At 60.3% G+C, this 25,262-nt stretch carries 22 protein-coding genes and 1 tRNA gene; 21 read left to right on the top strand and 2 right to left on the bottom strand.

The window, feature by feature from the left end; all coding sequences use genetic code 11:
• The first annotated feature begins 112 nt into the window (after positions 1-112).
• The 11 genes from BLV09_RS16625 to BLV09_RS16570 all read left to right on the top strand — a co-directional run bounded on the left by BLV09_RS16625 (position 113) and on the right by BLV09_RS16570 (position 12,394).
• The gene (locus BLV09_RS16625; RefSeq protein WP_146688107.1) at positions 113-1,102 is read left to right on the top strand and encodes an HAD family hydrolase; all 990 of its coding nucleotides are present in this window, start codon (positions 113-115) and stop codon (positions 1,100-1,102) included.
• A 374-nt stretch (positions 1,103-1,476) separates the two neighbouring features.
• Positions 1,477-2,166 (top strand): helix-turn-helix transcriptional regulator, encoded by a 690-nt coding sequence (locus BLV09_RS16620; protein WP_100383513.1) that lies wholly within the window; start codon positions 1,477-1,479, stop codon positions 2,164-2,166.
• A 96-nt stretch (positions 2,167-2,262) separates the two neighbouring features.
• Positions 2,263-2,634, top strand: coding sequence for a VOC family protein (locus tag BLV09_RS16615; protein WP_146688106.1), 372 nt, complete (start codon positions 2,263-2,265; stop codon positions 2,632-2,634).
• Positions 2,631-3,056 (top strand): EVE domain-containing protein, encoded by a 426-nt coding sequence (locus BLV09_RS16610; RefSeq protein ID WP_146688105.1) that lies wholly within the window; start codon positions 2,631-2,633, stop codon positions 3,054-3,056. The genes BLV09_RS16615 and BLV09_RS16610 overlap by 4 nt, the downstream gene beginning before the upstream one ends.
• Before the next feature lie 247 nt (positions 3,057-3,303).
• A complete protein-coding gene (locus BLV09_RS16605) occupies positions 3,304-4,065 on the top strand; it encodes an IS5 family transposase (protein ID WP_100383510.1) in 762 nt (253 codons plus the stop codon).
• Positions 4,066-6,348: 2,283 nt separating this feature from the next.
• Positions 6,349-7,908, top strand: a complete 1,560-nt coding sequence (locus tag BLV09_RS16595; RefSeq protein ID WP_100383507.1) for a 2-isopropylmalate synthase — start codon at positions 6,349-6,351, stop codon at positions 7,906-7,908.
• Positions 7,909-8,248: 340 nt separating this feature from the next.
• Positions 8,249-9,253: a TRAP transporter substrate-binding protein gene (locus BLV09_RS16590; protein ID WP_146688104.1), complete on the top strand. Its 1,005-nt coding sequence runs from the start codon at positions 8,249-8,251 to the stop codon at positions 9,251-9,253.
• A gap of 239 nt (positions 9,254-9,492) precedes the next feature.
• Positions 9,493-10,068 (top strand): TRAP transporter small permease, encoded by a 576-nt coding sequence (locus BLV09_RS16585; RefSeq protein ID WP_146688103.1) that lies wholly within the window; start codon positions 9,493-9,495, stop codon positions 10,066-10,068.
• A complete protein-coding gene (locus BLV09_RS16580) occupies positions 10,068-11,351 on the top strand; it encodes a TRAP transporter large permease (protein ID WP_100383505.1) in 1,284 nt (427 codons plus the stop codon). Before BLV09_RS16585 ends, BLV09_RS16580 begins: the two co-directional genes overlap by 1 nt.
• A gap of 121 nt (positions 11,352-11,472) precedes the next feature.
• Positions 11,473-12,048 (top strand): Spy/CpxP family protein refolding chaperone, encoded by a 576-nt coding sequence (locus BLV09_RS16575; RefSeq protein WP_146688102.1) that lies wholly within the window; start codon positions 11,473-11,475, stop codon positions 12,046-12,048.
• A 270-nt stretch (positions 12,049-12,318) separates the two neighbouring features.
• A tRNA-Lys gene (locus BLV09_RS16570) sits at positions 12,319-12,394 on the top strand.
• 252 nt (positions 12,395-12,646) lie between these two features.
• On the opposite strand, the gene BLV09_RS38135 is transcribed toward BLV09_RS16570, so the two are convergent.
• On the bottom strand, positions 12,647-13,663 hold the full coding sequence (locus BLV09_RS38135) for an integrase core domain-containing protein (RefSeq protein WP_146688101.1): 1,017 nt from the start codon (positions 13,661-13,663) through the stop codon (positions 12,647-12,649).
• Positions 13,664-14,126: 463 nt separating this feature from the next.
• Between BLV09_RS38135 and BLV09_RS16560 the strand changes: the two genes are divergently transcribed.
• The 10 genes from BLV09_RS16560 (at position 14,127) to BLV09_RS16520 (ending at position 23,144) form a co-directional block, all read left to right on the top strand.
• Positions 14,127-14,999 (top strand): ABC transporter substrate-binding protein, encoded by an 873-nt coding sequence (locus BLV09_RS16560; protein WP_146688100.1) that lies wholly within the window; start codon positions 14,127-14,129, stop codon positions 14,997-14,999.
• 80 nt (positions 15,000-15,079) lie between these two features.
• On the top strand, positions 15,080-16,117 hold the full coding sequence (locus BLV09_RS16555) for an ABC transporter substrate-binding protein (protein ID WP_146688099.1): 1,038 nt from the start codon (positions 15,080-15,082) through the stop codon (positions 16,115-16,117).
• Positions 16,117-16,950 (top strand): ABC transporter permease, encoded by an 834-nt coding sequence (locus BLV09_RS16550; protein WP_167558761.1) that lies wholly within the window; start codon positions 16,117-16,119, stop codon positions 16,948-16,950. Before BLV09_RS16555 ends, BLV09_RS16550 begins: the two co-directional genes overlap by 1 nt.
• Entirely contained in the window at positions 16,947-17,678 is a 732-nt protein-coding gene (locus tag BLV09_RS16545; RefSeq protein ID WP_197685054.1) for an ABC transporter ATP-binding protein, read from the top strand. The genes BLV09_RS16550 and BLV09_RS16545 overlap by 4 nt, the downstream gene beginning before the upstream one ends.
• A 189-nt stretch (positions 17,679-17,867) precedes the next feature.
• Positions 17,868-17,999: a hypothetical protein gene (locus BLV09_RS38490; RefSeq protein WP_283806853.1), complete on the top strand. Its 132-nt coding sequence runs from the start codon at positions 17,868-17,870 to the stop codon at positions 17,997-17,999.
• A 680-nt stretch (positions 18,000-18,679) separates the two neighbouring features.
• Complete coding sequence (locus tag BLV09_RS16540) at positions 18,680-19,468, top strand: ABC transporter permease subunit (protein WP_167558760.1); 789 nt, start codon at positions 18,680-18,682, stop codon at positions 19,466-19,468.
• Complete coding sequence (locus tag BLV09_RS16535) at positions 19,465-20,199, top strand: ABC transporter ATP-binding protein (RefSeq protein ID WP_146688096.1); 735 nt, start codon at positions 19,465-19,467, stop codon at positions 20,197-20,199. The genes BLV09_RS16540 and BLV09_RS16535 overlap by 4 nt, the downstream gene beginning before the upstream one ends.
• 26 nt (positions 20,200-20,225) lie before the next feature.
• Positions 20,226-21,308, top strand: coding sequence for an ABC transporter substrate-binding protein (locus BLV09_RS16530; protein WP_146691157.1), 1,083 nt, complete (start codon positions 20,226-20,228; stop codon positions 21,306-21,308).
• 4 nt (positions 21,309-21,312) lie between these two features.
• Entirely contained in the window at positions 21,313-22,692 is a 1,380-nt protein-coding gene (locus BLV09_RS16525; RefSeq protein WP_146688095.1) for an LLM class flavin-dependent oxidoreductase, read from the top strand.
• The gene (locus tag BLV09_RS16520; RefSeq protein ID WP_146688094.1) at positions 22,689-23,144 is read left to right on the top strand and encodes an OsmC family protein; all 456 of its coding nucleotides are present in this window, start codon (positions 22,689-22,691) and stop codon (positions 23,142-23,144) included. Before BLV09_RS16525 ends, BLV09_RS16520 begins: the two co-directional genes overlap by 4 nt.
• Positions 23,145-23,788: 644 nt before the next feature.
• On the opposite strand, the gene BLV09_RS16510 is transcribed toward BLV09_RS16520, so the two are convergent.
• Complete coding sequence (locus BLV09_RS16510) at positions 23,789-25,132, bottom strand: MFS transporter (RefSeq protein ID WP_146688093.1); 1,344 nt, start codon at positions 25,130-25,132, stop codon at positions 23,789-23,791.
• Positions 25,133-25,262 lie beyond the last annotated feature (130 nt).

Raw genomic sequence — 25,262 nt, 5'->3', positions numbered from 1 at the left:
AAGTCATTCGCCTTGCTCAAAGAAAGGAACCGTCGATGAAACCGACCGATGCTTTTTTGAGGTGAGCCGTCGTGCGATGCTGTCGGCTTTCGCAGCCCTTCCGGCACTACCAATGCTCCTTCCCACGTTCGCGCTGGCGCAGCTTTCCGCTTCGCCGGCGGGGCAAACCCCGGCAACCAACCCGCTGCCATCTTGGAACGATACAGCTCCCAAAAAGGCCATCTTTGATTTCGTCGAACGCGTGACGAAGCAAGGCTCGCCTGATTTTGTGCGGGAGGCTGAGCGGATCGCCACGTTCGATAACGATGGGACTTTGTGGGCCGAGCAGCCGCTTTATTCTCAACTCCTGTTCGCTCTTGATCGGGTGAAGGTGTTAGCTCCGCAGCATCCGGAATGGGCGACCGAAGAACCTTTCGCCTTACTGTTGAAAGGCGATGTCAGGGCTGCTCTCGCGGGTGGCGAACCGGCCATCGCGAAAATCGTGATGGCAACGCATGCTGGCATGATCTCGATGGAGTTTACCGAAATTGTCCGCGACTGGATCGCGACCGCCAAGCATCCGGTCACAGGGCGACTTTACACGGAAATGGTCTATCAACCGATGCTGGAATTGGTTGCCTATCTGCGATCGAACAACTTCAACAACTTCATCGTATCGGGTGGCGGTATCGATTTCATGCGTCAGTGGACTGACAGGGTTTATGGCATCGTGCCCGAGAAGGTTGTGGGCAGCAGCGGCAAGACTAAATTCGAGATGCAGAACGGCAAGTGGGTGCTCATGCGTCTGCCGGAGATATCGTTCATCGATGACGGTCCGGGTAAACCGGTCGGTATTCATGAACATATTGGCCTCCGACCGATTGCGGCTTTCGACAACTCCGATGGCGACCAAGCCATGCTCGAATGGACGACTGGCGACAAAAGTCGCTCCCGCTTCGGCCTGCTTGTTCACCACACCGACGCCGTGCGGGAGTGGGCTTACGACCGCGACTCCAAAGTCGGTAAACTCGACAAGGCACTCGACGCTGCCCCGGCCGAAGGCTGGACGGTCATGAGCATGAAGGACGACTGGAACAAGATTTTCCCGTTTGGGAGCAAGTAAACATCCGGAGCTGCTACGACTTCGTGAATCGCGTGGCCGCTATGGACGATCCCAAGACAATTGCAATCACTGAACCCCATCTTGGGGGGCGGCTGGAAGCAACGACTGGTTCGGGATGTTCCGCTAGGACAGGAATCAAACGAACATTCCGCGAAGTACCAGGGCGCGTACTCATCATAAATCGTCGGTGATGTCCGCTTCGCCCCGACACCGACCGCCTCTGTGCAATCGCAGCAAATGTCGCGATGGGCCAATAGGGTGCATCGCGTGTCGCTCGAACGGACAGGAAAAGTCGTCTGACGATGTTGAGCTGACATTCTCGTGCTGCCATTTCTTGGCAGCATGATGTAGTATGCCTCGCCCGAGGCTCGCCCATGTCCCGCTCGCAACGACTGCTCGATCTGATTCAGGTGCTGCGCCGGCATCGACGGCCGGTCGCGGGAGCCGCGCTCGCCGACGAGGTCGGCGTGTCGCTCCGCACGCTCTACCGCGACATCGAGACCTTGAAGGCGCAAGGCGCACACGTCGACGGCGAGGCCGGTGTCGGCTACGTGCTGCGGCCCGGCTTCATGCTGCCGCCGCTGATGTTCAGCGAGGAGGAGATCGAGGCGTTGGTGCTCGGCTCACGATGGGTGTCGGAACGCGCGGATCAGCCACTCGGCACCGCCGCCCGCAACGCACTTGCTAAGATCGGAGCGGTGCTTCCGGACGACTTGCGCGACAGCCTTGATGCGTCGAGCTTGCTGATCGGCCCAGGCGAATCGATCGCGGCCGGTGATACCGAACTCGCATCGATCCGCGACGCGATCCGTGCCGAGCGCAAGCTGCAGATCGCTTACGCCGACGGCAAGGGAAGTCCATCGAGGCGCACGATCTGGCCGTTCGCTCTCGCCTTTTTCGATCGCGTGCGCGTCGTCGCCGCTTGGTGCGAACTTCGTGACGGCTATCGGCACTTCCGAACGGACCGCATCACGGCGCTGAAATCGACAGCCAAACGCTATCCGCGACGGCGCGCCGCGCTGTTGAAGGAATGGCGCGCTTTGGAGGGAGTGCCGGAACAGTGATCGACGTCGACACTACTGACATAAACTGACAGCATGCCGAGCTATAGGTTTCTCCATCGTGCTCACTTTAGCGAGCGCTGAACAAGGAGACCTCACATGCCAGACTTCAGCTTCCTGTTGCTCCATGTCGGAAGCCCGGCCGCAAGCGCCAAGTTCTATAATGAGTTGTTGGGCATCCCCATCATCGAGCAGTCGCCGACGTTCGCCATGCTGCCGTTGCGTGACGGCGTGATGCTCGGATTGTGGTCGCGCGCCGCCGTCGAACCGAAGACCGCAGGGCAGCCTGGCAGCAGCGAAGTGGCGTTCACGGTCACCGACGCGGCCGCCGTGAAGGAAACACACACTGCCTGGAAAACGCGCGGACTTGCCATCGCCCAGGCGCCGACCCGAATGGACTTCGGCACTACCTTCGTCGCGCTCGATCCTGATGGTCATCGCTTGCGCGTGTTCGCGCCGGAGGCCGCATGAGCCCGAGGAGTTGGCTCGCCGTCGCCTCGGCCGAGCACGTGCGCATCGGCCGGGCTCAAGGCTTCATGCAGGTCTGCCACGGCAAGGCGGCGCCACTGCGCCGCCTCCCACCCGGCGACCGCGTGGCGTATTACTCACCGACCGAAAACTTCCGCGGCAAGGACAAGCTGCAGGCGTTCACCGCGATCGGAATCGTAACGGCAGGCGTGCCTTATCAAGCCGATATGGGCGGGGGGGTTCGCCCGTTTCGCCGGGACGTGCAGTGGGCCGAGGCGCGGGAGGCGCCGATCGGGCCGCTGCTCGGTCAGCTTGGCTTCGCACGCGAGGGCAAGTCCTGGGGGTATCAGCTCCGCTTCGGCCTGTTCGAGGTCACCAACGCAGACATGCAGATCATCGCAGATGCGATGGGTGCAGTCCTTTGATGGTGCTTGCACGCCACCTGGAGCGCCGGCATCGAGTGCGTTAGGACAGTCGTTATCGAGGGCGCAGCGGACGATTGCGAAAGCGGTGATCGGAAGGCAGCTTGGGGTCATTTTCGACGGTGTCACCGGGGATTGTCGGCAGGTTGATGTCCGCTTCTGCCCGTAAGCGCCGAACCGGGGCCGAGCCAGAAGCGTTGCGATTGGCCAGACCTCTGTGATTCAAACTCCCAAACTGGGGGCTCGAATCATGCGCTACGAACTCGCGGATTATGAATGGGTTGCCATCAAGCCCATGCTGCCGAACAAGCCGCGTGGTGTTCCTCGGGTAAACGACCGACGTGTCCTCAACGGCATTTTCTGGGTTCTGCGATCTGGGGCACCTTGGCGCGATTTGCCGGATCATTTTGGCCCTTACACGACCTGCTATAACCGTTTCGTCCGCTGGCGGCGGCCTGGTGTCTGGGGCCGCATCATAGACGCACTTGCCGCTGCCCATGATGCCGCTGTCCAGATGATCGACACCTCCATTGTGCGCGTGCATCAGCATGGAGCCTGTATCGCACGAAACCGGCGCCAATCGATGGGAAGGTCCCGCGGCGGCTTGACGAGCAAAATTCATGCGGTGGTCGATAGCAATGGTCTGCCGGTGCGGCTGGCGCTGAGCCCCGGTGAGGCTCATGACGTTCGACTTGCCGGAAAACTGCTGTCTCGTCTGAAATCCGGGTCAATGCTGCTTGCCGACCGCGGCTATGACGCCGACTGGATCAGGGAGCTTGCCATGAAGAAGGGCGCGTGGGCCAACATCCCGCCGAAAAGCAACCGCAACGATCCAATCTGCTTCAGCCCTTATCTCTACCGCGCTCGCAACCGGGTCGAGCGGTTCTTCAACAGGATCAAACAATTTCGTCGCGTGGCAACGCGCTACGACAGGCTTGCCGCCAACTACCTTGCCTTCGTTCAACTCGCGTCAATCAGGCTATGGCTGCGTCTTAATGAGTCCACGTCCTAAAACAGGCTGGAGGCTTTGAGTATGTTCTCTCCACCCGTATTGACAAAGCAACGGCTGACCGGCCGCATTTTTTTATCGCCTACGGTACGAGAAAATCTGCAGGCTTAAAGGTCTTCCGGGATGTCGAATTTACTGCCCTGCGAGGCCACGAAAAATTACGTGAGGGAGCGAAACGCTTGAAGCGTGAACAGGCCAAAACGAGCTTTTTGGGTTCGATTTTGACTCCGACGCGACACTTCAATCAGTCGTGGATCAAACATTCCTAGCGGCCAAGAATTGGACGTTAGTATTCTTGATGGCTCGGCAATCGTCGATTCAGTCTGGTGTGTTCGTGATAAAAATTATGGAGCAATTTATGTTCCGAGAGACAAATGTTAAAGATTTGTGCGTTGAACTCGCGAGCGAGGGCAAGATTCTGAATACCTGGACCTCTTCGGGAAAGAAGAAGCCGATCGATAGTAGCCGAATCGAATTATGTGCAATGCGCTAGTCGGTTGATTCAGCCGTCAGCGCTCTCACACCAAATTACGGTGCCCGCTGAATCCGCCCCATATCATTGTGCTCGATCGATGCTGTTAGGCCGTTCTGCCACTCGATCGTGACTCCGCTCCAAGAGATTGCGATCACTTTACCCCGATCGCTCAGACTATCGTCCCAGCAAACGCGGTCGCCGACCTTGAGTTTTCTGGATTGTTCGCCGGTCATTGGCGCGCGTCACTAATACGGGCAGTAGCCATAATCCGGGTAATAGCGATATGACCGCTTTATCGAAGATCGCACAAATAGCTTGCGCGGGTAATACGGCACAATAGTTCCACACTGAAGCGGAATCTGAGTAAACGCAGTGTCGTCGTACACACGACACGGCAGTCTCGGGTAAATGGTGCCCGCGCGAACGGGCATAAGAGAAAGCAGGAGTAGTGCGGCCGCCAGTGAAAAAGAGTTTTTCATCGGAAATCCTTTCATGCGCACACTCGATAACCGTAGCAGAATTTTGAGACTGAGTCCGAGTTAGTCAGCGGTCATCGCCATCTACTCCCGCAACCGACGCCGGCCTCCTTGCCATTCTTGGCCGGGATAAATGCCACGCCAGCGTCTTCGAGGGCGCGTCGGATGGCAATCAAATTCGCTGGTGTGGTGTCTCTCAGCGAGTTTTCAAAATTCTTTACGGTCGACAAGCCCAGCGACGAAGCACGGACAAATCGGCAAGCGTCCAATTCAACAGCAAGCGTGGCCCGGATGAGCGAAGCGTTCGGGAGCCAATTGCGCGCTTTGGTCCCGCGTCTCGCTGCGCTCATGCGGGCTACGGCCCAGGACTGATTTGGATGGCTGATTTGGATGACTGATTTGCCCGACAGGCTGCCTGGCGAATTTGGTGTCCAGTCCTTCAGCGAAAAATATTCCGCTTCTCCACTTGGTAGACGCAGTTTTATTGACTCGCTGTCCCGCCTCGCCAGAGGGGCGTATCGCGATCGTCACGGACGTTGGGTGCGGGATGCAATGGACGTAAAAGCGTCGAGCGCAATCCTTGCGCGGACGGGCGGCACTTTTGCGGACGGCGAAGTCGTGTGGTCCTGACGCCCCGACGCTGGCGTCAAGTCGGTCGATGATGCCTGCGCATCACGCAAGTGATGTCGCTTCGCATCACACCGATGACGGTGGCAAGAAAGCCCGATCACCGGGGAGAGCACGAAGGAAACCGTTAAAACCATTACGTGCGGGAATGCCGGGTGTTCCGGCGGCCTGCGGTGACGACACTCGTGTGCTTCCAACACACTGCACACGAGGCTGCGGGTGCAACGGGCACCCGGCATTCCCCACGCCCTCACGGGGCGAAGGCTTCCGGCAAAACCTCGGGTGCTATCCACGCCGCGAGATCGCATCGCCGTGGGCGAGGGGACGGACGAGCGCGAAGTCGAAAAGGTCAGCCAACCTGACTATCTTTTGGCATTGCCGCCGCCCATCTTTCTCGTTTAGAACGAGGTCGGACCGCTTTCCCGGCAACAAACCGTCAATGGTTTTGGCCGAGGATGCGGGTTCCAAAGGGTCTGGCAATGCTGATTCGCAGCGAAAAGTGTGGAGTTTCCGGGAGCGCGGCTATTGCCGCCGGTCCTGACGCGATTCCGGCTGCGTCGCTGCCCACCCTGCTTCTTGGCGGGCTTCTGCTTCTTATCGGCCCCTGAGGGCCGTCTGGGCGGTTGGCGCCTGGGCACTCAGGGGTTGCGCGAGATCACCAGAACCCTTCAGCGCCCGAAAAAGCGCATCAGCTAAAGGAATTTTCCAATGACCAATGTGAACAAGTCCGACAAGGACCGCGTCATCATATTCGACACCACCTTGCGCGACGGCGAACAATGCCCGGGCGCGACCATGAGCTTCGAGGAGAAGCTCGAGGTCGCCGAGATGCTCGACGACATGGGCGTCGACGTCATCGAGGCCGGTTTCCCCATCACCTCCGAGGGCGACTTCCAGGCGGTCAGCGAAATCGCCCGGCGTTCCAAGAATGCCGTGATCGCCGGCCTGTCGCGCGCGCATCCGAAGGACATCGACCGCTGTGCGGAAGCCGTAAAATTCGCCAAGCGCGGCCGCGTCCATACCGTGATCGCGACCTCGCCGCTGCACATGCGGGTCAAGCTCAACATGACGCCGGAGCAGGTGATCGAAACCTCGATCGCCAATGTCAGCCGCGCGCGCAACCATATCGACGATGTCGAATGGTCGGCCGAGGACGGCACCCGCAGCGAGATGGATTTTCTGTGCCGGATCGTCGAGGCCGTGATCAAGGCCGGCGCCACCACGGTCAATATTCCCGATACCGTCGGCTACACCGTGCCGGAGGAATATACCCACTTCATGCGTACGCTGATCGAGCGGGTGCCGAACTCCGACAAGGCGGTATTTTCGGTGCACTGCCATAACGATCTCGGCATGGCGGTGGCGAATTCGCTGGCGGGCATCGCCGGCGGCGCCCGGCAGATCGAATGCACCGTCAACGGCATCGGCGAGCGGGCGGGTAATGCCGCGCTCGAGGAAGTCGTGATGGCGATCAACGTGCGCAACGACAAATTCCCGTGGTGGAACAAGATCGATACCACCCAGCTGACACGCGCCTCAAAACTGGTCTCGGCGGCGACGTCGTTCCCGGTGCAGTACAACAAGGCGATCGTGGGGCGCAATGCGTTCGCGCATGAGAGCGGCATCCATCAGGACGGCGTGCTGAAGGATGCCTCGACCTACGAGATCATGCGGCCGGAAATGGTCGGCCTGAAACAGTCGTCGCTGGTGCTCGGCAAGCACTCCGGACGCCATGCCTTCATCCATAAGCTGGAGGAGATGGGCTACAAGCTCGGCGCCAACCAGCTGGAAGACGCGTTCACGCGGATGAAGGCGCTCGCCGACCGCAAGAAGGATATCTACGACGAGGATATCGAGGCGCTGGTCGATCAGGAAATCGCGGCCTCCCATGACCGCATCAAGCTGGCTTCGCTCACGGTGATCGCCGGCACCCACGGTCCGCAGCGCGCCACCATGAAGCTCGATGTCGACGGCCAGCTGAAGATCGAAGAGGCCGAAGGCAATGGTCCGGTCGATGCGGTCTTCAACTGCATCAAATTGCTGGTGCCGCACGAAGCCAAGCTGGAGCTCTACCAGGTCCATGCGGTGACGGAAGGAACCGACGCGCAAGCCGAAGTGTCGGTGCGGCTCGCCCATGAGGGCCGATCGATGACGTCGAAGGCTTCCGATCCGGATACGCTGGTGGCCTCGGCCAAGGCCTATCTCGGAGCGCTCAACAAGATCGTCATGAAGCGTCAGCGCGACATTCCGGCGGCGGCGGCAAGCTGATCGGCTCAACAGAACGGAAATCCGAAAACGCGGCGCTCCCGGCGCCGCGTTTTTTTGGGTGTACCCCCGTCCATAATAAACGGTTCCCGTGAGAGCGGCGAGGCCAGCCATCGGACCAGCGGCGCGTTGGCACCTACTGCCATCGAATGAGGGCAGGGCTCGTAAAGAAGGCTTGCCAAGGAGGGTATCCGTTTCATTTTGCACTGCAGCAAATACTAAAAACAGCCCCTGCTAAAGGGGCAATGGCATTTCATCCGGCTTCTCTGTATTGGTGCCGCTGGCATGCAAGGCTGGAAGCCGCGTCATTCGCGCGCTTCATGGAAATCACGCGGGAGGAAACATGCGTAAGTTGATTTTGGCTGCGGCTTCGGTCGCGGCATTGGCCCTGATTGGACCGGCGTCGGCGCAGTCGCCGATCGTCATCAAGTTCAGCCACGTGGTGGCGGCGGACACGCCAAAGGGCAAGGCGGCCGACAAATTCAAGGAACTCGCCGAGAAATACACCAACGGCAAGGTGAAGGTCGAAGTCTATCCGAACTCGACGCTCTACAAGGACAAGGAAGAGCTCGAAGCCCTGCAGCTCGGCGCGGTGCAGATGCTGGCGCCGTCGAATTCCAAGTTCGGCCCGATCGGCATCAAGGAATTCGAGGTGTTCGATCTGCCCTACATCCTGCCCGACCTGAAGACGCTGCGTAAGGTGACCGACGGGCCGCTCGGCGCCAAGCTGCTCAAGCTGCTGGATACCAAGGGCATGACCGGCCTCGCTTACTGGGACAACGGCTTCAAGCAGATGAGCGCCAACAAGAAGCTGATCGCGCCGGATGACTATAAGGGTCTCAAGTTCCGCATCCAGTCCTCGAAGGTTCTGGAAGCCCAGTTCCGTGCGCTCGGCGCGATTCCGCAGGTGATGGCGTTCAGCGACGTCTATCAGGCCTTGCAGACCGGCGTCGTGGACGGACAGGAAAACACCTGGTCCAACATCTACACGCAGAAAATGCACGAAGTGCAGAAGTATATGACCGTCACCAACCACGGTTATATCGGCTACGTCGTGGTCGTGAACAAGAAGTTCTGGGACGGCTTGCCGCCGGACATTCGCGATGAATTGTCGAAGGCGATGAAGGAAGCCACCGAGTACGGCAACAACCAGTCGGCCAAGGAAAACGACGACGCGCTGGAGCTGATCAAGAAGTCCGGCAAGAGCGAGATCCTCACGTTGACATCCGAACAGGACGAGGCGATGCGCAAGGCGATGATGCCGGTCTACAAGGACGTGGCGTCGCGGGTCGGTCAGCCCCTGATTGGCGAATTCCTCAAGGAAACGGGCCGCGGCCCGATGAACTGAGCGGCCGATCGCGCTGGATCATGATCCGATTGGGTTGAATCGGATCATGATCTAATTCCTTGTTCGAGCATGATCTCCGCGCAAACGCCTGGTGTTTTGTCGTGGGGGAAAACCGGTTCCCGCTTTTTCCGGATCATGCTCTCGTCGCAACGCATGGGGGTCCGCGGCCGGCATGGCCGCGGGATGACGCGCATGATCGGGCGGTTGCATGACCCGCCCGATTGTCACGGGGGATATTCATGTTTTTACGCATTCTCGACAGGCTTGAGGAAATCATCATCGCGTCCCTGATGGGGGCTGCGACGCTGCTCACCTTCATCACCGTCGTGCACCGCTTTCTGGTCGATGTTCCCCTGCTGTATCCGATCCTGTTTCCGATCCGGCTCGCATGGTCGCAAGAGCTGTGCATCTACATGTTCATCTGGATGGCCAAGTTCGGCGCGGCCTATGGCGTGCGCACCGGCATCCATGTCGGCGTCGACGTCCTGATCAATCAGTTGAATCCACCCTGGCGCAAGGGCGTCATTCTTTTCGGACTGTTCGGCGGCGCGCTGTTCACCGCCATCGTCGGCACCATGGGGGCGAAGTTCGTGATCGAGTTGATGGGCACCGACCAGGTGTCGCCCGATCTCGAACTGCCGAGCTGGATTGTCTACGCCTGCATTCCGCTCGGCTCCTATCTGATGTGCTTCCGTTTCCTGCAGGTCTCCTGGACCTACTGGAAGACCGGCGATCTGCCGCATCATGACGCTACCAGCGTCGACGGTATCGAGGTCGTCAGCGCAAAAGCGCCCATCGCGATCGGAGAAGCGTGATGAGCGCAGCCCTTATTTTCGGACTGCTGTTTGCCCTGATGCTGACGGGCATGCCGATCTCGATCTCGCTCGGCCTGTCGGTGTTGACCTTCCTGTTCACCATGACCGACGTGCCGATCGAAAGCGTCGGCCTGAAGCTGTTTTCCGGCCTCGACAATTTCGGCATCATGGCGATTCCGTTTTTCATTCTTGCGGGCCAGTTTTTGACCCGCGGCGGCGTCGCGCGACGCATGATCACGTTCACGACGTCGCTGGTCGGCCATTTCCACGGCGGGCTTGGCCTTGCCGGCGTCGCAGCCTGCGCGATGTTCGCCGCGATCTCCGGATCGAGCGTCGCGACCGTGGTGGCGATCGGCTCGATCATGATGCCTGCGATGGTGGAACACGGCTATCCGCGCCGTTTCGGCGTCGGCGTGATCTCGACCTCGGGCGCGCTCGGCATCCTGGTGCCGCCCTCGATCATTCTGGTGCTGTATGGCGTATCGACCAACACCTCGATCGGCGCACTGTTCATGGCCGGCATCGTCCCGGGAATCCTGTTGGCGCTGATGCTGGCGACGGTCACCTGGTTCATCGCCAGGCGCAACGACTATCCCCGCATGCCGAAGGCGACGCTCCGCGAGCAGGTCTATGCGTTCCGTGAGAGCGTCTGGGGGCTGCTGCTGATCGTCCTCGTGCTCGGCGGCATCTATGGCGGAATTTTCACGCCGACCGAGGCGGCCGCGGTCGCCGCGGTCTACGCCTTCTTCATCACCGTGTTCGTTTACAAGGAGTTGAAGCTCAGCGAAGTGCCGAAGGTGCTGTTGCAGGCTGCGAGCATGAGTTCGATGCTGCTCTACATCATCACCAACGCGGTGCTGTTCTCGTTCCTGATGACCCATGAGCAGATACCGCAGGAAATGGCGGCCTGGATCATCGACAAGAACTTCGGCGTCTGGACCTTCCTGCTGGTGGTGAATGTGATCCTGCTCGCGGCCGGCAACGTCATGGATCCGTCATCGATTCTTCTGATCATGGCGCCGATCCTGTATCCGCTCGCCACCAAGCTCGGCGTCAACCCGGTGCATCTGGGCGTGTTGATGATCGTGAATACCGAAGTCGGATTGTGTCATCCGCCGGTGGGTTTGAATCTTTATATCACCAGCAGTATCGCCAAGATGGGCATCAGCGAAATCACCGTCGCGGTGTTGCCATGGTTGCTCGCGATGCTGGTGTTCCTGGGTCTGATTACCTATGTCCCGGAGATTTCGTTGTGGCTGCCGCACGTGCTCGGCATGATCTGATTGTGTTTCAATTAATGTCTACGGATTACATCTTGGTAAGAGAAGGTACTCTTTCTAATCTGTAAGTTGATTGCACGGGCAAGCGCGCCCATCCTCACGTGACCTTTCAAAGGAGGTTCGCATGAAGAAAGTTTTGCTCGCCGGCGTAGCGGCGCTCGCCCTTGCCGGTTCAACCGTGGTTTACGCCCAGCACCGTCCGTGGTTTCACGAACACATGCGGCTGAGCCCCGAGGACAGGGCGGCCTTTACCGACGCCCGGATCGCGGCTGTGCATGCTGGCCTCAAGCTCACGCCCGACCAGGAAAAACTGTGGCCGCCGGTCGAGTCCGCGGTGCGCGATTTCGCCAAGTTGCGGATCGACCGCGCCAATGCGCGCATGAAGGCGCAGGACGATTCAAAGGATGCGCAGAAGACTGACGATCCGGTGGCGCGCCTGCGTGAACGTGCCGATAACATGGCGACCTCGGCGGCGGCGCTGAAGAAGATCGCGGATGCGGCCGACCCGCTCTACAAGACGCTGGATGACGGCCAGAAGCGCCGCCTCAAGCTCCTGACCCATATGGAACGCCGCTTCGGCGGCGAAGGCTGGCGGCACCGCGCCTTTGAGCGGGGAATGGGCCGCGACGGCGACGGGGATCACGGCTACGACCGGGATGGCGGCAGGGACCACGACGGCCACGGCCCCGAGCGGCTCTGACGCCAGAGCGTTTTCCAGCGAAGTGATCCCGGTTCGCATCAAGAAAACGCGTCAATCGAAGATCTGGGTCTCGGTTCTGATTCAATCAGAACCGAGGCTCTGGGCCCCTTTTCCCGGTTGAAATGCAAGAAAAGCCGCCGGAATCCGGCGGCTTTTCGGTTTTCCCGAACCGGTAAAGCGGCCGTGGAATATCCCGCCAGCTTGCTGGACATCGGGGGGGCGCTTTGCTAAACGACGCCCTCTTGCGAAGGCTTTCCCGGGGCAAGTTCCGGGCGCATAGCTCAGTTGGTAGAGCAGATGACTCTTAATCATCGGGTCCCAGGTTCGAGCCCTGGTGCGCCCACCAAGCTTTTCAAGAGCTTAGCGGGTTTCACCGTTTGAGAAGCATCAACTAAAACGGTTTTTCAAACGGCGTTTTGTGAGCCGGTCTAACTCTCTGCTCCCCACAATGTGATCGGCGAAGGAGCGCTCGGGCGGCCGCGAGGTCGAAGTGAGGCTTCTTCCCTAGTCGAACTCGCCTTGCGTCGATCATTAAACAGATCAGGCTTGGCCCTCTCAAGGCTGAAACAGGGGTTCGATTCCTGTGTGTACCGAAAACTTAAACGCGGGCGTAGTGGTGGTGAAGTCCGCCAAGGATGGCGTGTGATTTGATGCTTCCGATTCGCTGAATTTGGCGAGAGACTGGTGCATCTTTGTCCAGTGACCGGTGCGTCCTGACGTCATTATAATAGCGTGCGTACGATTGCAGAATCTGGCGCAGATGCGCCTCGCCCAAGACGATGAAATGGTCAACACACTCGCGCCGGATCGATCCGATCAGCCGTTCAGCAAAACCGTTCTGCCAGGGCGAGGCCGGTGCAATCGGTTTGTCCCGAATGCCCATGGTTCGCAGTCGCCGTGTGACGACGGCGCCATAGATCCGATCGCAGTCCCGGATCATGTAGCGCGCAGCCTGATCCCAGGGAAATGCTTCCGTGATTTGACGCGCGACCCATTCTGCGTTCGGATTTGCTGTGAGGTTGATCAAGACCTGGTTCCTGCGGTCTAGCCGGACGATGAGCAAGGCATAGAGCAGGTCGAAGCGAATGGTCGGGACAACGAACAGGTCCATGGCGGCAATGTCTGGCGCGTGGTTATGCAAGAAGGTTGGCCATCCCTGGCTGGGTGGCGCCCGCCACTTGACCATGTACTTGGCGACGCTCGACTGCGCGACCTCAAACCCGAGCTTGAGCAGTTCGCCGTGAATGCGCGGCGCGCCCCAAAGCGGGTTTTCGACGCTCATCCATCGGATCAATACCCGCAACTCCGTGTCGATCTGCGGTCGCCCTCCCTGTGGGCGCGACTTCCACCGCCAGTAGCAGCGAAAGCCGGCCCTGTGCCAACGCACGAGCGTGTCGGGCCGAATGATGGAGAGAACCCGCAGGATTGATGGAAACCAGCGATACAGCTGGATCAAGAACCAGCGATCATGGTTCGTGAGCCGGACCCGACCGTGCAGCCTGCGCCTCAAGACATTCAACTGGTGTCGAAGCACCGCGTTCTCAGCTTCAAGCCGCAACTTCGACTTGAACGGTGAGGCCAGGACGGCCAGAGCGAAACAGAGCAGCCCGATCATTCCGCCAGCTTAGGCGATTCCATCACGTCATCAATTCGGATGAGGTTTTCGGTACACACACGGCAAGTATTTTTCCGACCCGCCAAAGCCCATTGCCCGACGCCATGATAGCAATGCTACTTGCGGAGGGCGCCGCCCTTACTGCGCCCGTTGTGGTTACGCGGATTCGTCGGGCGGTAGGTGTCGGTTGGGCGCCCGGAACAACAAGGCGAGGGTGCTGATTGCCCACTCCAACCAGGCAAACATCGGCCCAGCCAGCTTGCGTGCGCCGTCGGTGGAAAGCAAAAACCATTGTGCGTTGCGCCGACGGACAATGAAGATCTTCCGTCGTTTCGCGCCAATATGAAAGCACTCTCCTGCTTGGTTGGCTTAGCATGACATCCGAAACACGACGGCGTCGTTTCGCCTGACGCGGTCGGCGCGGGAGCCGAAATCAATTCTTTCAAGGCGACGGAGGTAAAAAATGGCTTCGATCAGCAACCTGAATCTCAAGATCCGCATCTCGCCCAATCCGCCGGTGTTCGACCTGCCGATCCTGGTCGCCCTGGAGCATGATTTGTTCAAGAAGGCCGGATTGGAGGTCGACTATTCGGTCAAGTACGCCGACCACGATAAGCTGGAACGAGATGTGCTGAAGCGGCAGAAGGAGGCGCTGTTCGAGGGTGGCGCGGCAGAAGCTTTCAATGTGTGCGAATGGGGCGGGATCGATCGCCTGGAGCGTGGCGCGGGCCGGGGAAAAATTGCGGCGCTACGGCCGGCGATTGCCGCGCAAGCGATCGTTTCGTTCGATTCTCAGTTGCAGTCGCCGCGAGATCTCGCCGGCGTTGCGATCGGGATCAACGACTTCACCGGATCGCACTATACAACGATCGGACTGCTTGAGGGCGCGATTCCGAAGGACGAGATCGTAACGACCCACATCGGAGCGCCGGAGGTACGGCTCTCGGCGCTGAAAGAGGGGCGGGTTCGTGCGGTGACCGTCATGGAGCCCTTTATCAGCCTGGCGCTGAAGCAGGGCGCTCATATCATTGCTTTGACGTTCTACCGCGGGGCCGAGGTGGTGTCGCCGGATCTGGAGCCGCTCGATCTCGACAAATACTTCAAGGTGCTCGACCAGGCCGTCGATCTGATAAACGCCGATTTCGCCCGATACGCTCACTACATCGTGGCGATCGCGAAGGACGAGATCAGCCCCGACGAACTCGACGGCCGTTTCGTCCGTTACACTCACGCACAGCGATATTCGACTGACTTGTTCGACCCGGCGTATCATTGGATGAAGGAACGCGGCTTTACAGACGGCAGAAACAGTCACGAATCGCTCGTCGTTTCTTGACCGCGCTGTTGGATTCGACGGTGAGCAGTGATCACTCGCCGCGCCGAAACGGCGCGGCGAACCTTTCTAAGGACCGATCCATGTCCAAGGCGGCAACGGGACACCAGGTGTCGCGATGCTATTTCTCGTTGTCGCGGCGCGACGTCCTGGCAGGCATCGCCGGTGCGGTGGCTTATCCGGCCGTCGTCTCGTCCGAGGCGATGGCGCAGGCGAAGCCGGTCGTGAACGTCACGCTCTCGACGCCGGGAAGCGCGGGCTCGATCTGGCGCGCCGCCATCTCCAGTCTCGATCCGTCCTTGAGTTCGAGCTTCGACATCAACTGGGTGGCTGGCGATCCCGGGCAGATGCAGGTGCAGCTTGCGGCCGGATCTCTGGACGTAGGAGTATTCGGTGCGATCGGCCTTGCGACGCTGGCGCGTAGGGGAAGCGACATCACGTTGTTCGGGCCGGCACTTAACAATCACGGCCGCATCATCGTGAAGGCCGACAGCCCGTTTCATCAACCCTCGGATCTCGTCGGCAAGAAAATCGCCACCCAGCCGAAAACCACCGAGACCTATCAGCAAGCTCGCGTGGCGCTCTCGCTGCTCGGGATCGATATCGATCGCGACTTTGAAACCATATTCGGCCCGCCAACGGCCAATCTGGCGCTGTTCGACCGCGGCGACGTGGATGCCGTCATCGTCATCGAACCGACGGCGACCCGTGCCGTCGGCTCAGGGGCGCGCGAACTGGCTAAAATTGGCGACATTTGGCGGCACGCCTCCGGTGTTGACGCTGCGCCATTCCTGGTCGGATTGGCTGCGAAGCGCACCTGGCTGGACTCCAACCGGGCGCTTGCTACGTCCGTCGCTCGGCTTTTTGCGGCAGCCAACGGCGCCTTGCGCGACAATCCGAACCTCTTCATCGAGCATGCGGCGGAGATGGGCCTTCGACCAAAGGAGACCGCCGCGATCAATCTGCTTCCAGGTAGGCTGGCCGATGTCTATCCCACGGAGTGGGACCGGAGCGTATGGAACGCCATCGACCGGCAGATCGAGGTCGCGGTGAAGCTTAGGTTGCTCGATGCGGCTCCGCAGCGCCCGCTCTACGACGGCCTGGCGCTCGGAAAGGCATGATGGCCGATATCGTACAGGTGGAGAGCGCCAAAAGGCGGCAAGATAGGGGGGCTCCGAGGCTGTCGGCGCTGCGGCGCCTAGCAGCGGTTTGGCTTCCATCCATCGTCTTCTGCGTCTGCCTCCTGGGGCTGTGGGAAGCGCTGGCACGCGCCACGGCGAGCCCGCTCGTTCCGAATGTGAGCGAGGTGCTCGGCGAGGTGCGGCGTCTCGTCATCGGTGGCTTCGCGCTTCGTCAGATCGGAATCACGCTGGGACGCATCCTCGCGGGGTTCAGCGTCGCCTTCGTGATTTCGCTCGTCGTCGGTATCGCGGCAGCAAGAAGCGTGACGTTCCGCAGGTTTTGCGATCCCGCCATCATTCTTGGCCTCACGGTGCCCGGCCTCGTCTGGGCTCTTCTCTGCGTCATCTGGTTCGGAGTCGGTCTGACCACGCCCATCGTGGCGATCGCGCTGGGTATCGGTCCGGTCATGGTCCTGCATGTCCTCCAGGGAATGAAAGCCGTCGATTCCGAGATCGTGGAAATGGCGCATGTCTTCAGGCTTTCGACGCGCGACAAGCTTATCCATATCTGGATCCCCAGTCTGACGCCGCATCTGATCGGAGGCGCGCGCGTCGGCCTCTCATTGGGATGGAAAGTGATCGTTCTCGTCGAACTCTTCGGTCTTTCGAACGGTGTCGGCTACCAGCTAAATTCCGAATTCAGCTCGCAGAACGTCGCCGGAGTTCTTGCCTGGACGATCGTGTTCTGGGCGGTGATGGTCGTGATCGAATACGGCGTCCTGCAGTCGCTCGAACGCGCCTCTTCGAAATGGCGACGGGTGTCCGACCTGTGAGTGCGTCGATTAAGTTCTCGGGGATCGAAAAGGGCTTCGTTCGACAAAACTCCGGCCGGGTCGAGCAGGTTCTGCATGGCTTCGAACTGGAGATCGAGGATGGCGAACTGGTCGCCCTCGTTGGTCCATCGGGCGTCGGCAAGACAACGCTGCTCCATATCGCGGCCGGACTGCAGCGGCCGGATAGCGGTCGTATCGATACGGGGCCGGGCGGTGCGTCCGCCCGCGTCGGCATGGTCTTCCAGCAGCCGCGGCTGCTGGACTGGCGAACAGTGAGAGCCAATGTGGATCTGGTGTCGAAGGCAGCCGGTCGGGGAACGGCGCGGACTGTGGGCTTGCTGACGCAAGTAGGGCTAAGGGACTATCTCGACGCATACCCTCTCGCGCTATCGGGCGGCCAACGCCAGCGGGTTGCCATCGCCAGAGCGTTCTCGATCGAACCGGAGATACTGCTTCTCGACGAGCCGTTCAGTGCGTTGGATGAATTGACGGCGCGTCGGCTGCGAATCCTGATGCAGGACATGTGGCTGGAAGCACCGCCGACGGGTCTGCTGGTGACGCATAACATGCTCGAAGCCGCTTTCCTGGCCGACAAGATCGTCGTGCTCGGTGGCAAGCCCGCTCACACGATCGCGACGATCGCGATCGACCTTCCGCGACCCCGCGATCCAGAAAATCTCGAGTTGTTCGCTGTCCATCGTCGCATCATGGGCCTGCTCTCCCATTAGCTTCCTTCAGGGGTCGCGATGTCATCGCGGCGCTCGCGCTGGGAGGTCTAGGGACGTGCGACCGCTCGCGCCGGGCCGGCTATTCCGGCTTAAATTGGTTTGCCGGCCGCGGTAGGCCCAAATGCGAACGGAGCGTGTTCCCGCTATACAAGCTCCGGAACGGGCCGCGGCATTGAGTTCCGGTATTACTTGCTGCAGAAAGTCATCGAAGCCGTCTGGAAAGTACAGCGGCAGGATATTGAAGCCGTCCGCGGCTTCTTCGACGAATCACTGATCGAGGGTATCGGCGATATCCATCGCCGTCCGGCACAGCCCCAGTGACCGCGCGCGGCAGCCGTCACGTTATACGGGTCGCGCTGCGTCATCTTCCCGCGCCGCGCCTTCGGCTTGTTTACGTTTTCCAACAACCGGCTTTGCTACAGCGCTTACTCCTTGCATTTAATTTGCCTTGATCGAAGCAGCGCGGCGTCGTTGTCCTTCGGAATCGCCTTTAAATGAAACGACTATTTTCAATCAATGGCGGATGCGACAGATGGGAATCGGAGGCGCTCCGCTTTCGCAGCCAGACCCCGCTTAGACGGGATTTTGGCATTACGCGGCCGGCTTCGGAATTGACTCCTCGGCCAATCACAAGAATCGGATGTTACATGTCGCTGATTTGAGCCTACGATGTGCTCGTTTCGCATGATCGGGCGTCCCACTGCGCGCGACGGAATGGCTTTTCCGATTGTTCAGCCTCCAGAGCACAGGCGTGGTGTTGTATCTCGAAATTTGAATTTTGATGCCATCGTGCCGTGCATGAAATTCTGCAAGGATGTCGAGGTCATTCTCGATCAGGAACAACACTCGACATCATGACCGATGCATCGTTGTCTCAGTTCTCGTGCATCCTTGCGACGCCCGAGCGCATAATTGTTGATGAGGCTACGCGGCCCAGGGATGAATTGCGCGTTGTGACGGTGGTAGCGGACATCCCCCTGCCGGGTCGCGTTCGTGAGCCCGTGTCTTTAGATATTGCGGTCTGGCGACGCACGTTTCTGCCATGGCTGTTGCCGTTCGGGCTGATCGGGCTCTGGCAATTGTTTTCCGTGAATGGAATCATCTCGACAGCGATTGTCCCGGCGCCTTCCGAGATATGGAGCGCTGCAGGGCAACTCGCGGGGCGGGGAGAACTGCAACACGACATCCTGGTCAGCCTGAGGCGGGTCCTGATTGGCTTTGGGGCAGGTGCCACGATCGGCCTTTTGCTCGGCGTCATCGTCGGCCTGTCTGAACTGGCTCACGACATTGTCGATCGCTCGCTTCAGATGATACGGACCATTCCGCATCTCGCGCTCGTACCGCTCATGATCTTGTGGTTTGGGATCGGCGAGGAGCCACGCGTGCTGCTGGTGGCGATGGGATCCTTGTTTCCCGTCTACATCAACACTATAGGCGGTATTCGCAATGTCGATCCCAAGCTGATTGAGCTTGGACGGTCCTACGGGCTCGGGGGCCCGGCGCTGGTTTGGTCGATTATCCTGCCAGCCGCGCTGCAACCGATTCTGATCGGCATTCGTTACGCGCTTGGGGTGGCGTGGCTCACGCTGGTTGTCGGCGAGACGATCGCATCGCGCGACGGCATCGGCTACCTCGTTCAGAATGCGCGTGAATTGCTGCGCATCGACGTCATCGTCCTTGCGATTGCTCTCTATGCGATCGCCGGCTGGCTGGCTGATTTACTGACCCGTATGGTCGAGCGCCGCCTGCTGCGCTGGCATCCGAATTACGCGCGGCGGATCGCATCGTGAGCGGCGCCGATGTGACCTTTCGCGGAGTGAGCAAGTCGTTCGGTGAACGACGGGTGCTGGGCCGTGTCGATCTCGAGCTTGCCGCCGGCGAATTCATTTCCATCATCGGCCCCAGCGGGGTCGGCAAGTCGACGATGCTGCGCCTTGCCGCCGGGCTTGAGCTGCCAAGCAGCGGGCGCATCGAGTTGCGATCGAAGTTGCCGCGGCCGGACGTGCGCATGATGTTCCAGGAGGACCGTTTGCTGCCGTGGCGGACGGTGCTGCGCAATGTTACGCTCGGGCTGAAGGGACGCGAGCGGGACGCCCGCGACATCCTTGGTGCCGTCGGCCTTGAGGGACGGGAGAATGAATTTCCGGTGGTGCTCTCCGGCGGCCAGCGCCAGCGCGTAGCGTTGGCGAGGGCCCTGATTCACGAGCCGGATGTCCTGCTGCTTGATGAGCCGTTTGGCGCGCTCGACGCCATCACGCGAGCAGCCATGCAATTGCTGCTCGAGTCCCTGCTCGCAATGCGGCCCCGCACCGTGATCCTTGTTACGCACGACGTGGAAGAGGCGCTTTTGTTGTCCGACCGCATCCTGGTGATGCGCGACGGCGGCATCGCCCGTGACCTCAAGCTCGATCAATCGCGGCCACGACATCGCGGAGATTCAATCCTTTCCGCGCTGAAGGAAGAGCTGTTCGACGACCTGCTTGCGGCTGAAAACGCCATCGACCTGTCGAAGGTGGCATGAGTGAAATCACACCAGGGACGGCCTGCATGACCTCGAAGTTTCCACGAACCAACCTGCCGCGTCCATCCCGGCGGGAGCTTCTTGCCGCATCCGGCCTAGCCTTGCTCGGCGGCGGCCTGCCGCGCATCGGCACGGCCGCGCGGGCCGCGGACGCTGCGCCGTCACAGTTGACGGTCGCCGTGATCGGCGACGGTCGCACCGGCATTTGGGCTTCGCTGCGGGCCGGTGTCGGCGGCCGCAATCTCGAAGCTAAGCTCGGCACCAGGATCGTCTGGCAACCTGGTTTCACCGCATCGCTTCCGGTGATGGAAGCGGTCAAGGCCGGCGCAGTCGATTTTACTTTTGCGACTGCGACCGCCGTCGCGAATGCGGTGCCGGCGCGCGTGCCGATCGTACCGCTCGCTGCCTATCCGCTGCCCATGAGCGAAGTCGATTTCCTTGTCCAGGCCGGTTCTTCGATCAGGTCTGCCGCCGATTTGAAGGGCAGGACGATCGCCCACCAGAACGGAACGACGGGCACTTACAGCCTGATCAAATATTTGGAGACGGCAGGCCTGCGGTTGACGGATGTGACAGCGGTGAGCCTGAGCGGTGCCGACGCCTATACCGCCTTTGCCCAGGGCAGTATCGACGGCTGGATCCATTGGCAGCCGGCGACTGGACTGGCGCTCGCCAAGCTCGGGACCAAAGCGAGGCTGTTGCCGGCCGTCAAAACCTACGACTACGCGTTTTATGTGGCGCGGGCCGAGGTGGCGGAGAGATATCCGCAGACGTTCGCGAAGTTCGTGAAGATCATCCGTGAGACGCAAGCCTATGTCTTCGCCCATCCGGCGGAGAGTGTGAAGCTGTGGGCGTCACAGGGCGGGTTTCCGCCCGACGGCGCCGAGCAGGCCGTCTATGAGCAACTTATCAAGGACGCGCGTCTGTCGGAGTCGGGAGCTGTCGATCTGAAGCCGGTCGACGAGGCCGCCGCCGTTTCCACGCAAAATCTTGCCGACAGTTTCCAGGCGCTCGGGGTCCTGCCAAACAAGATCGATGTTCGCGGTTTCCTGCTGTCATCGAAATTCGATGCGGCCAAGCAAGCCGTTGCTGCTGAACTCGGAGTGTAATTGCATGACTGCCTATCATGATGGATCGATCCGGCTCGCCGCCTTTGTAACCGCCGGCCCCGGCCGTCCGGGAGGCTGGCGCTATGCCGCGTCCGAATCCGGATGGCTGGATGCCGAATACTACAAGCACATCGCGCGCACGCTCGAGCACGGCCTGTTCGATATGGCGTTCTTCGCCGATATCCTCGCGGTACCGGATCGCTACCAGGCCAGTAATGACAGCCAACTGCGTTACGGTGCGCTGGGATCGTTGCGGCTCGACCCGGTGGTCGTGCTGGCGATCATGGCTTCCGCGACGCGCCATCTTGGTCTCGCCTCGACGCGTTCGACCAGCCATTACGAGCCGTTCGAGGTAGCGCGTTCGTTTGCGACCCTCGACCATCTCAGCGCCGGCCGCGCCGCCTGGAATGTCGTGACTTCCTTCCAGGATGCGGAAGCCCGCAACTTCTCGAAGGGAGAACAGATTCCACGCCATAAACGCTACGATCGCGCGGACGAGTTCCTCGAAGTTGTCTTCAAGCTCTGGGACAGCTGGGATGACGATGCGCTGGTGCTGGATCGCGAAACGCCGCTGTTCGCCGACCCTGACAAGGTGCACTACATTGACCACAAGGGGGAGTGGTTCAATGTGCGCGGTCCCTTGAATGTGGCGCGGCCGCCGCAGGGCTACCCGGTGATCATCCAGGCCGGCGCGTCCGACCGTGGTCGCGACTTTGCCGCGCAATGGGCCGACGTCATATTTGTCAGCCATGACTCGCTTGACAGCGCGAAGGCGTTCTATCGCGAGTTGAAGGAGCGTGCGAAGGCGCATGGACGGGATCCCCGCTCGCTCAAGATCCTGCCTGCCGCAACCCCGCTGGTCGGCGAGACCAAAGCGATCATCGACAGCAAGAGGCAGACACTGAGCGATCTCGTCAATCCACATGCCGGGCTGTCGACCTTGTCCTATCACCTTGACGTCGATCTGGGACTGTTCCCGCTCGACGCTCCGCTGCCGGACGTCGAAGTTCCGGGTGTGCAGGGCCACTATCAGGAGGTGCGCGAAGCCACCGCGCGCGACGGGCTTACCTTGCGCGAACTCGGCAAGCGTTATGGCAGCCGCTACGAGGGCGACTTCGTGGGAACGCCCGATCGTGTCGCGGATGGGCTGGAACGTTGGTTCAGGGAGGGCGCGGCGGACGGCTTTACCATCAGCGCGCCCCATCAGCCCGGCGGATTTGAGGAATTCGTGCGATTGGTGGTTCCGGAATTGCAGAAGCGGGGCCTCTATCGCACTCAGTATGAGGGAAAGACCTTGCGCGACAATCTTGGGCTTGTGCGGCCGCAGTCGGGAGCATGGCGCGCGCAGGCGGCAAAGAAACACAAGGTGAAAGAGCCGACATGACGATCATCGAAGACGGAATAGGCGGAGCCGAGCCGATCACAGGAAACGACATCACCACGGTTAGCGCGGTCACCACGAGCACCGATGGCCGCTTCATTGTCGACGCCAACGGCAAGCATTTCGTTTCTGATACCCGTGCCTCGATCGGTGGACCCGGTGAGGCAGTCCAGGCGGGCGAGTTGCTGCTGTCGGCACTCGCGTCCTGCGGCCTGGGGCTGATCCAGACCCACGCCCGAAGCCAGGCGATCGAACTGGGCGAAGTCGGCGTCACGGCAACCTTTAAGCGTCACGCCGACGATCCGACGCGTTACGAATATATCCGGCTGGTCGTGGCGCTGGAAGACAGGATCAGCCGCGAGACCGGGGATGCGTGCCTCAAGCACTTCTCCGATAATTGTCCGATCTACAATACGTTGCGGCGCGGCGGTCCCATTTCGATCGAGCGGAAGTAGGGGCCGGGCCGAAGATGGGGCATGACTCGGAGGAACATGGCAGCCAGGCGGCGTTGGGGACGACTGCGGCAGGTCCTTCGAATGAGCTCCAGCGGTCCACATCAATTCAAAACGATTTTCGACAATCTTCGCGACCCAAAGGGCCCGCGAAGCTCGCGTCGATCACCCGCTCTAGACCGACTGAGGTGCAAGCTGATCAAAACCGAAATATCTTGGTTTGGAGAAGAGGTACTGAACGCGCGTGCGGAAAATCGGCGACGATGGCGAAAAAATAGGACAGGTCGAACACAAGGCTTGCGAAGATTTGCGCGGTGAAATGGTCAGACGATCAGTCGGCAGGAGCGTTCCGCGACGGCGATCTCCACCGCGGTTTAACCAGTCGCTTAAACCAGGCTCGGGACATCGACTCATGACTGAAGGTCATAGGTTCAAATCCTGTCCCCGCAACCACCGATACCGACACTCCCGTAGCGCAAGCTGCGGGAGTTTCGCGTTTCCAAGTCTTTCCAATGGCCTGTGCCTCGATCCAGTCGAGCGTCGAGCCTTATTCGCCGCTCAGGGTGGCATCGATTTCGCCGCGGGCGCAGCGCAATCTTCTCGGGCCCGCGCCCGGTCTCTTCCGCCGCATCGCTGGCGATCATTGCTCAATGGGCGTCCAATGGTCCAGCTTGATCAGCGCGATCAAGTCTGCGGCTAATTCCGAGGGCCAGCAGGGTGCAAGCGGCGCCGGAGAGCAGATAGCCGCCGACCGACAGCAAGCCGAATCTGCTTGCTAGGACGAGGGCGACAAGCGGCGCAAAACCGGCGCCGAACAGCCATGCGAAATCCGAGGTCAGCGCGGACGCCGTATAGCGGTTCGCGCGCGAAAAGTTGGAAGCGACCGAACCGGAGGACTGGCCGAACGAGACGCCTAGCAGCACGAATCCGAGCAGCATGAACAGCGTTTCACCGAAACCTCCGCCGTTGAGCAATTGCGGTGCAAATCCGCTGAATGCGGCAATCGCCACTGCTGATGCTCCGAGCAGCGTCCGCCGGCCGACGCGATCTGCGATCGGTCCGGATGCAATGATGGCGGCTACGCCGAACGCCGCAGCGACCATCTCAATGATCAGGAACCGATCAGGTCCCTCCTGTGTAAACAGGAATACCCATGAGAGTGGGAAGACAGTCACCATATGGAACAGCGCGAAACTCGCGAGCGGCGCGAAGGTGCCGATGACAACGTTGCGTCCTTCCGCTTGCAACGTTCTCGCGACAGGTTCTGGTTCAAGATCGCGGCTGCCGAACAGTTCGGAATATTCCGGCGTGACGACGATGCGCAACCGCGCAAACAGGGCGACGACGTTAATCGCGAAGGCGACGAAGAACGGGTAGCGCCAGCCCCAATCAAGAAAATCGGCCGCGGACAACGTGGTGATGAAGAAGGCGAACAGCGCGCTTGCGACCATCAGGCCGAGTGGTGCGCCTAGTTGCGGGATCATCGCATACCAGCCTCGCCGTCTGGCCGGTGCATTAAGAGCAAGCAGGGAGGGCAACCCATCCCAGGTGCCGCCGAGCGCGAAGCCCTGACCAATTCGCAGCACCGACAGCAGTACGGCGGACGCGGCGCCGATGCTCTCATATCCGGGTAGGAACGCCACCGCGACCGTGGACGTCCCCAGCATGAACAACGCGATCGTCAGTTTCACGCCACGTCCATAGACGCGATCGACCATCATGAAGATCGTGGTGCCGACCGGCCGAGCGATGAAAGCGAGCGCAAAGATCGCGAACGAATACAGCGTTCCCGTCAGTGCATCGACATAGGGAAAGACAAGCTTCGGAAAGACCACGACCGATGCGATGGCATAGACAAAGAAATCGAAGAATTCCGAGGTCCGGCCGATGATGACGCCGATGGCGATCTCACCAGAACTCACGCTGTCGTGAGCATCTGATCCTCGCGAAGTCTGTCCAGCAAGCGATGGCGCGGCAGTATTTGCGATCATGGCGCGCGAGATGTCCTCGAATTCTGACGGTCCATTGACGGAATGCCGTTGGGAGACGGCGGATTATCCGTTTGTGTCATCGATCGGCGATTTCAGGCATTGGGCAAATTGTCCAATGTGCCCGGCGGAG

It is taken from the genome of Bradyrhizobium canariense, assembly GCF_900105125.1.
Lineage (GTDB): Bacteria > Pseudomonadota > Alphaproteobacteria > Rhizobiales > Xanthobacteraceae > Bradyrhizobium > Bradyrhizobium canariense_A.
Note: the sequence above shows the minus strand (reverse complement) of the source record. Positions and strands in the feature narration are given on the sequence as shown.